General features: G+C 70.8%; 7 protein-coding genes. 3 read left to right on the top strand and 4 right to left on the bottom strand.

Features of this window, described 5'->3' with window-relative positions; translation table 11 throughout:
• Nucleotides 1–140 precede the first annotated feature (140 nt).
• Both ABTY62_RS47215 and ABTY62_RS47210 read right to left on the bottom strand, forming a co-directional pair.
• On the bottom strand, nt 141–944 hold the full coding sequence (locus ABTY62_RS47215) for an ABC transporter permease (protein WP_352135583.1): 804 nt from the start codon (nt 942–944) through the stop codon (nt 141–143).
• Nucleotides 944–1924 (bottom strand): ATP-binding cassette domain-containing protein, encoded by a 981-nt coding sequence (locus ABTY62_RS47210; RefSeq protein WP_352135582.1) that lies wholly within the window; start codon nt 1922–1924, stop codon nt 944–946. The genes ABTY62_RS47215 and ABTY62_RS47210 overlap by 1 nt, the downstream gene beginning before the upstream one ends.
• Before the next feature lie 153 nt (nt 1925–2077).
• Between ABTY62_RS47210 and ABTY62_RS47205 the strand changes: the two genes are divergently transcribed.
• The gene (locus tag ABTY62_RS47205; RefSeq protein ID WP_352135581.1) at nt 2078–2434 is read left to right on the top strand and encodes a hypothetical protein; all 357 of its coding nucleotides are present in this window, start codon (nt 2078–2080) and stop codon (nt 2432–2434) included.
• Nucleotides 2435–2475: 41 nt separating this feature from the next.
• On the opposite strand, the gene ABTY62_RS47200 is transcribed toward ABTY62_RS47205, so the two are convergent.
• The gene (locus ABTY62_RS47200) at nt 2476–3990 is read right to left on the bottom strand and encodes an AAA family ATPase (protein ID WP_352135580.1); all 1515 of its coding nucleotides are present in this window, start codon (nt 3988–3990) and stop codon (nt 2476–2478) included.
• 199 nt (nt 3991–4189) lie between these two features.
• Between ABTY62_RS47200 and ABTY62_RS47195 the strand changes: the two genes are divergently transcribed.
• Nucleotides 4190–4768, top strand: coding sequence for an AMIN-like domain-containing (lipo)protein (locus tag ABTY62_RS47195; RefSeq protein WP_352135579.1), 579 nt, complete (start codon nt 4190–4192; stop codon nt 4766–4768).
• Between the two features lie 31 nt (nt 4769–4799).
• On the opposite strand, the gene ABTY62_RS47190 is transcribed toward ABTY62_RS47195, so the two are convergent.
• The gene (locus ABTY62_RS47190) at nt 4800–5807 is read right to left on the bottom strand and encodes an ArsR/SmtB family transcription factor (RefSeq protein WP_352135578.1); all 1008 of its coding nucleotides are present in this window, start codon (nt 5805–5807) and stop codon (nt 4800–4802) included.
• Between the two features lie 94 nt (nt 5808–5901).
• Between ABTY62_RS47190 and ABTY62_RS47185 the strand changes: the two genes are divergently transcribed.
• On the top strand, nt 5902–7095 hold the full coding sequence (locus ABTY62_RS47185) for an MFS transporter (protein ID WP_352135577.1): 1194 nt from the start codon (nt 5902–5904) through the stop codon (nt 7093–7095).
• The last annotated feature ends 187 nt before the right edge of the window (nt 7096–7282 follow it).

Raw genomic sequence — 7282 nt, 5'->3', positions numbered from 1 at the left:
CGTAACCAGGGGCTTTGCCCCTGGACCCCGGGGTCTGGGGCGGAGCCCCCCACGCGGCGGAGCCGCACATCGGCAGGGGCCGGGAAGGGGCGGGGCGGGGGACGAGCCCGCCGCAGGCGTCAAGATCCGCCGGACAGGGCCTAACGCCGGGGCCCCCGCTTGAACAGCGCCCGCGCCCAGAGGAAGCTGACCACGGTGATCCCCACGCACCAGGCCACCGCGATGACCCCGCTGTTCCCGATCTCCGTGCCCATCAGCAGCCCCCGCAGCGTCTCGATGATCGGGGTGTAGGGCTGGTACTCGGCGAACCAGCGCAGCGCGGTCGGCATCGAGTCCGTGGGGACGATCGCGCTGCCGAGGAGCGGCAGGAACTGGAGCGGCATGGGCACGTTGCTGGCGGTCTCGGGGGACTTGCACGCCATCCCCATGGCGGCCGCGAGCCAGGTGAGCGCGACGGTGACCAGCGCCAGGAGACCGAGCACCGCGAGCCACTCGACGGGGGTGGCGCTCGGCCGGAACCCCATGACCAGCGCGAGCCCGATGACCAGCGCGATGGCGATCAGCGTCTGGAGCACACAGCCGACGACGTGTCCGATCAGCACCGACGACCGCGAGATCGCCATGGTGCGGAACCGGTTGATGATGCCCGCGGTCATGTCGACGGAGATGGCCACCGCCATCGCCAGCGATCCGGAGGTCGCCGCCATCAGGATGATTCCGGGGGCGGCGTAGTCGATGTAGTCCGTGTCGCCGCCGCCCGCTCCGCCCATCGGGCCGACGCCGGTGCCCAGCGCGCCACCGAAGACGTACACGAACAGAAGCAGCATGAAGATCGGCATCGCGACGACGGAGATCGACATGGCGGGGTAGCGCAGCGCGTGCCGGAGGTTGCGCCGCAGCATCGTCATCGAGTCGGTCAGGGGACGGGACACGGCGCTGCTCATCACGCGGTCACTTTCTGTGCGGTGGTGGTCGAGTCGATCGGGTTGACGGGCTTCTCGGTGAGGGCGAAGAAGACGTCGTCGAGGTCGGGGGTGTGCACGGACAGTTCCTCGGCCTCGATCGACTCGGCGTCCAGCCAGTCGAGCAGGGACCTCAGCTCCCGGACACTGCCGTCGCCGGGCACCTGGAGGGTGAGCGCCTCGTCGTCGCGCGACACCTCGCCGAAGGCGCGGGCGGCCCGTTCGAGATCGCCCGGCACGGTGAACCGCAGCCGGACATGCCCCCCGGGAATCCGCCGCTTGAGCTCCTCCGCGGTCCCCTCCGCGACCAGCTTCCCGCCGTTGAGCACCGCGATCCGGTCGGCGAGCTGATCGGCCTCGTCCAGGTACTGCGTGGTCAGGAACACCGTGACCCCGCCCGCCACCAGGTCCCGGATCAGCTGCCACATGGTGTGCCGGCTGCGCGGGTCGAGGCCGGTGGTCGGCTCGTCGAGGAAGATGATGCGCGGCTCGCCGACCAGCGTCATCGCGAGGTCGAGCCGCCGCTGCATCCCGCCCGAGTAGGTGGCGGGCGTCCTCTTCGCCGCCTCGACCAGGCCGAACCGCTCCAGCAACTCGGCGGCCCGCCGCCGCCCCTCCCGGCGGCCCAGGTAGTTCAGGTCCGCCATCAGGAGCAGGTTCTCCTCGCCGGTGAGCAGATGGTCGACGGCCGAGAACTGCCCGGTCACCCCGATCGCGGCCCGCACCGCGTCGGGGTCCTCGGCCGGATCGTGCCCGGCGACGCGGATCTCGCCGCCGTCGGCGCCGATCAGCGTGGACAGGATCTGGACCATGGTGGTCTTGCCCGCGCCGTTCGGCCCGAGCAGCGAGAAGACCGTCCCCTCGGGGATGTCCAGATCGATGCCGTCGAGCACCACCAGCTCGCCGAACGCCTTGCGCAGCCCGGTCGCCGTGATGGCCCGGGGGGATCGGGAATTCGTCATGCCCCAGAGCGTGCGGGCGGCCGGGTTCACGGCGGTTTCACGACGGTTTCATGCCGTCCGGGACAACGGCTACGGCGTATGGGCTAGCAGCTTTGGCCCGCTGCTGCCACGCCGATCACGATGGCTGCGAGGCGTCAGCGGAGAGGGATACCCATGGCAGGTGGCGATCACGTTGTTCGCGGCTACTTCGGTCTCGGCGATGAGGAGCACGTCGTTCGTGTGACCAGCAGTGCGGACTTTGTCCTGCACATCTGGGCCGCGAACATCGACACCTTTCCAGGTGGAGTGGAAGTCCTCACCCCGCCGAGCCAGTTTCGGGGAGCCGGGGCGCAGGGGCCACAGGACGGCCTGACCCTCGACGTCCCCGCACAGACTTCCATGCACCTTGGATGCCTGGGGGCGCAGGGCGGCGAGACCCTGGATCTCTCCAGTGCGTTCAATGCCAGAGTCGTTGTTTTTCTCACGGTCACCACGGCCGAAGGCGCGACGGTGACGATGATCGGGGAATGAGCGAGCGAGCGCCGGCCGCTGCCGTCGGAACACCGGTTTGATCAGCGTGGCGCGGCGGGCACCGCCTCGCCGTAGAGTTCGTCGACGCCGATGAGCAGCACACCGTCGCCGCCGCGTGCCGCCTCGCCGCGCAACGCGTCGCTGAAGCCCGCGGCGCTGAAGCAGGCCAGCCGGCACTGTCCGGTGTCCATGCCCCGTCCGGCGAGGAGTTCCCGCGCCCGAGCGAGGCGCTCCAGGTGGCTCAGCCCCATGACCGTGCCCCACTTCGCCTCTCCGAGCAGGTGGACCGCCGGTCTTCTCCCTCCCGACCCGGGTTCGACCACGGCTGCGTCGACTTGGATCTGCCGCCGCGCTGCCGGGTCCGTCACCACACCACAGCCGACCTCGCCCAGGGCCGGGCCGAGCAGGGACCGCCCGGGGCCGAGCAGGTACTCACGACACACCGCTTCAAAGTGCGGCCCGGCCACCTGGGCCGCGAAACGCTCCGCGGACTGGGCCCACACCTCGGCCGCCTGGCCACTCTCCAGCCGGGCCCAGGCGGGTCGCATCACGGCCTCGTAGAAATTGATCAGTGGTTCGGTGATGCGGTACTGCGACTTCCCGGCGCGGAAGATGTCCGCTTCCCGCGCCAGCAGATGGCTGTCCTCCAGCACATGGAGAGGGTGTGAGATGTCCACTGACTTACGGCCGATATAGCCCGCGATCCCGCCCCGGGTGGTGTTGCCCTGGGCCACCGCGGCGAGGACCGAGTGGTACAGCGCGGTGTCCCGGATGTCCGCCTCCTCGGCGAGCAGATACCGCGCCTCCCTGAAGAGCGGACTGAAGGCGGACAGGACCGTACGGCAGATCCAGTCGTCGAACTCCTCCAGGCTGCCCGGCACATCGTCCCCCAGGAACTGCCGCCGGTACGCCGGTGTGCCGCCGACCACGGCATGGAGGCGGGCCGCGAGGGCCGGGGCCTCGGCGACGCCCCAGAAGTCGGCGGCAGCCCGGTATCCGAAAGGGCGAACCACAAGTTCCATCTGCGCGCGCCCCCGCAGGGGTGCGGTGCTCGCCAGCAGACCACCCATGACGGACATCGCCGATCCGCACAGAAGCAGCCGCATCCAGTTCTCGTCGGTCTGGAAGCGGTCGATCTCCCGTTGGATCAGCGACGGAAGTTCCGGAGCGGTCTTCGCCAGGTACGGAAACTCATCGATGACCACGAGCAGCGGCGCATCCGCGTGCCGAGGTCCGGCGAGGCTGAACAGGTAGGAGATCGCGTCATCCCAGGTGGCAAAGGAGAATGGCGCCGGAGACCCCGTGTGATCGGCGAGGGCCGCACCGAACTGGCGCAGCGACTCCGCTTCGGTCGCCGCCGTGGCCCCGAAGTAGAAGCCCCCGAGCCGCTCGACCAGGGCGCGCAGGAGGTAGGTCTTGCCCATGCGCAGCCTGCCGCTGACGATCCCGAGCATGGCATGCGGCAGAGGCCGGCTGACGAAGGCCGAGAGCGCGTCCCACTCCGCACCGCGGTCGAAGACATGGAACGGCTTGTGCGGATGTGTGCGGCGCTGCATCTCCACCTCTTTGTTCTTAGGAGTACAGTCCTAAGGAGTGTACTCCTAAGAGCCCGGACGCCTGAGTATTCAGGGCGGGCGGAGTTGAGTACCCGGGCGGATGGGGTCCGGCTGTCCTGACGGAAGAGTGAAGATCACGGACGGGCCGCTGTCGCTCTCGCGGACCGTACTCAAGCCACTCAGCACTCAGAGGTATCTCATGCGCAAGATCGGAACGGCCGCCGCAGTGCTCGTCGCAGCATGCGCCGCTCTCGCGGGCACGGCCGGGACCGCCGGCGCCACGACCGGCCAGGCGGACCAGGTGCGGTCGGCCACGGCCTGCCCGGCCTCCTGGACCAGCAACACCAAGTCGGCCGAGGACGCCACCACCAAGCCGCTGCGGAACATCAGGACGGGCAAGCACGCGTGCTACGACCGGATGGTCTTCGACGTCAAGGGCGCGACGGGCAAGGTCGGCTACCACGTCGGATACACGGCGAAGTTCCGTCAGAGCGGCACCGGTGACCAGATCCCGGTCAAGGGCGGCGCCATCCTGGAGATCGTCGTCAACGCTCCGAGCTACAACCCGTCGAACCCGGCCCAGAAGACGTATGCCGGTAAGCCTGGAAAGACCCTGCCCGGTGTGGACGTCACCGGCTACAAGACCTTCCGGGACACCAAGTTCGGGTCGAGCATCGAGGGGCAGACCCAGGTCGGTCTGGGCGTCCGCGCCAAGCTGCCGTTCCGGGTCCAGCAGTCCGGCGACAAGCTGATCGTGGACGTCGCCCACACCAGGTAGTCCAGCGCGGCACCCGCCCCGCCCCCCCCCATCAGAGAGGCGCAGTGCCTCCGGCGGGTGCCATGAGCGCGTCGGCCACCGCTGTGCGCGCGTACAGCACCGAACGGCCCGCGCGGTGTGCCGTCACCAGGCCCGCTCCGCGGAGCGCGGTGAGATGCTGCGACACCCCTGCCGCCGACATCCCGAAGTGCGCCGCGAGCCGCGTCGTCGACGCCGGTGTGTCCAGCTCCGCGAGCAGCAGCGTGCGAGACCGGCCCAGCACCGCCGCGACCGCGTCGATCGAGCCCGCATCCCGTGGCTCCCACAGCGTGCCGATTCCGCGGGCGGGGTAGGCGAGTTGCGGGGGGTCGGGCGGTACGGACCGGGTGAGCACCCGCGGCCAGGCGAAGGCGGAGGGCACCAGCAGCAGCCCTGCCCCGGCCTCGGCCCGGCTCAGCCCGCAGTGCCGGCGCACCAGGCGCAGCGTGCCGTCGTCCCAGCGCACGGTTTCGTGCAGCTCGCCGAGGACGTGCCCGGCGCCGTGCTCGGCCACCTGCCGGGCCCGGTGGAACACATCCGCCTCCAGCAGCTGCCGGATCCGGTCCCAATACGGTGCGAGCGCCAGCTCCCAGTACGTCTCGATCTCGGCGGCGACCTTCCGCAGCGCCGCTTCGGGGGCCTCCCTGAGCAGCCGGATCCGTGGCTGCCGGCCCAGGTCCCGTTCGGCGCCGAGCATGTGCAGTTCGGTGCGTACGCGCTCCGCCGGGGTCTGCCGGATCGCGTCGAGTTCGGCGGCGAGCGTGGGGAAGGGGGTCACCGGGGTCGGGTTGAGGAAGTCCGCGAGATAGCCGCCCCCGGGAATCAACGCGGCCAGCCAGCCGCGGTCGAGCCCCGCCTCCGCCAGCCGCGGCCGTACCTGCGCCGCCCACCGCCGGTGCGGTGGCGGCTCGCCTTCGGCGCCGCGCAGCAGCCGGAAGCTGGTGACGACCTCCCACATCGGAGAGACCGCGAAGCGGGTCTGTGCCAGGTCCGCGGCGGAAAAGCTGAGCCCGGTCTCCATGCGATCTCCCTGCCGACGACGCTCACTGCCCCCATGGATTCGGTCTCACCTTAATCAATGGCAAGGCTGCTGGGTGACCGCGCACTCTTCCGGCATGCTCTCCACATTCCGCGGCCTGCCGCCCGTCGTCTGGACCGTCTTCGCCGGCACGATCGTCAACCGGCTCGGTTACCTCGTCACCCCCTTCCTGGTCTTCTTCCTCGCGGCGCGCGGCGTCACCGGAGCCGAGACCACCTATGTCCTGGGCGCCCTGGGCGCGGGCAACCTCGTCGGGCCGGCACTCGGCGGCCTGCTCGCCGACCGGATCGGCCGCCGCTCCACGATGCTGATCGGCCTCGTGGGCGCATCCGCCGCGCAGGGCGCCCTGTTCGCGGCGCCGGGGGCGCTGACGATGGCGGCCGCGGCCCTGCTGCTCAGCGCGGCGGGCGCGTTGATCAGCCCGGCCGCGTACGCGCTGCTGGCCGACTCCGTGGACGCGGACCGCCGGCAGCGCGCGTACGCGCTCTTCGGCTGGGGTGTCAACATCGGAACGGCCGCGGCCGGCGTTCTCGGCGGCTTCCTCGCCGCACACGGCTACTGGCTCCTGTTCACCGTCGATGCCGCCACCATGCTGGCCTACGCGGTGATCGTCGCCACCCGCCTGCGGGAGACGCGCCCCGCCGGGAAGGACAAGGCCACGGCGGCGGACGGCATCGGCTACGGCGTCGTCCTGCGCGACCGTCTGCTGCTCGCCCTGCTCCCGCTGTTCGGAGTCCAGCTCTTCGTCTACTCGCTGACCGAGGTCGCCCTGCCGCTGGCCATCCGCGACAGCGGGCTGTCACCTGCTGTCTACGGCGCGATGGCCGCGGTCAACGCGGTGTTCGTGGTCGTACTCCAGCCGGTCGCCACGGCCACTCTCGCCCGGCTTCCGCAGCTGCCCGTGCAGGCGGCGGGCAGTGTGCTGATCGCCGCGGGCGTGGCGCTGACCGGTGTGGCCGACAGCGTCGCCCTGTACACCGTGTCCGTGGTCGTCTGGTCCCTCGGCGAGGTCGTGGTCGCGGGGATCGCCGCGTCGATGGTCGCCGGCCTCGCTCCGGCCCACGCCCGCGGCCGCTACCAGGGCGCCTTCCAATGGACCTGGGGAGTGGCCCGGTTCGGCGCCCTCACCGTGGGCGTCACCGTCTACTCGTCCCTGAGCCCCGCCGTCCTGTGGTGGAGCGCCCTCGTCGCCGGCGTCCTCACCTCGGCTGTGACCCTCGCGCTCCGGTCCCGGGTCGACCGGCGCATGGAGCACGACCTGGCCGCCTGAGGCGGGCTTCAGGACGACGGCTCAGCTTCGGCGACGGCACCAGCGGGCGGTGGGCGGGAGTACAGCCATGATCACGGCGACGGCCGCCTCGGCCCGCGACGACGAGGCGCTGTCGCTCCAGATCCCCAGCGACGGCAGCCAACGCGAACTGCGCTCCATCCTCGACTGGCTCGACACCGCCGGCATC

Origin of the sequence: Streptomyces sp. NPDC097640, assembly GCF_040302705.1 — a bacterium.
In the GTDB taxonomy this organism is placed as follows: domain Bacteria; phylum Actinomycetota; class Actinomycetes; order Streptomycetales; family Streptomycetaceae; genus Streptomyces.
This window is presented reverse-complemented; position numbering and strand designations above follow the sequence as displayed.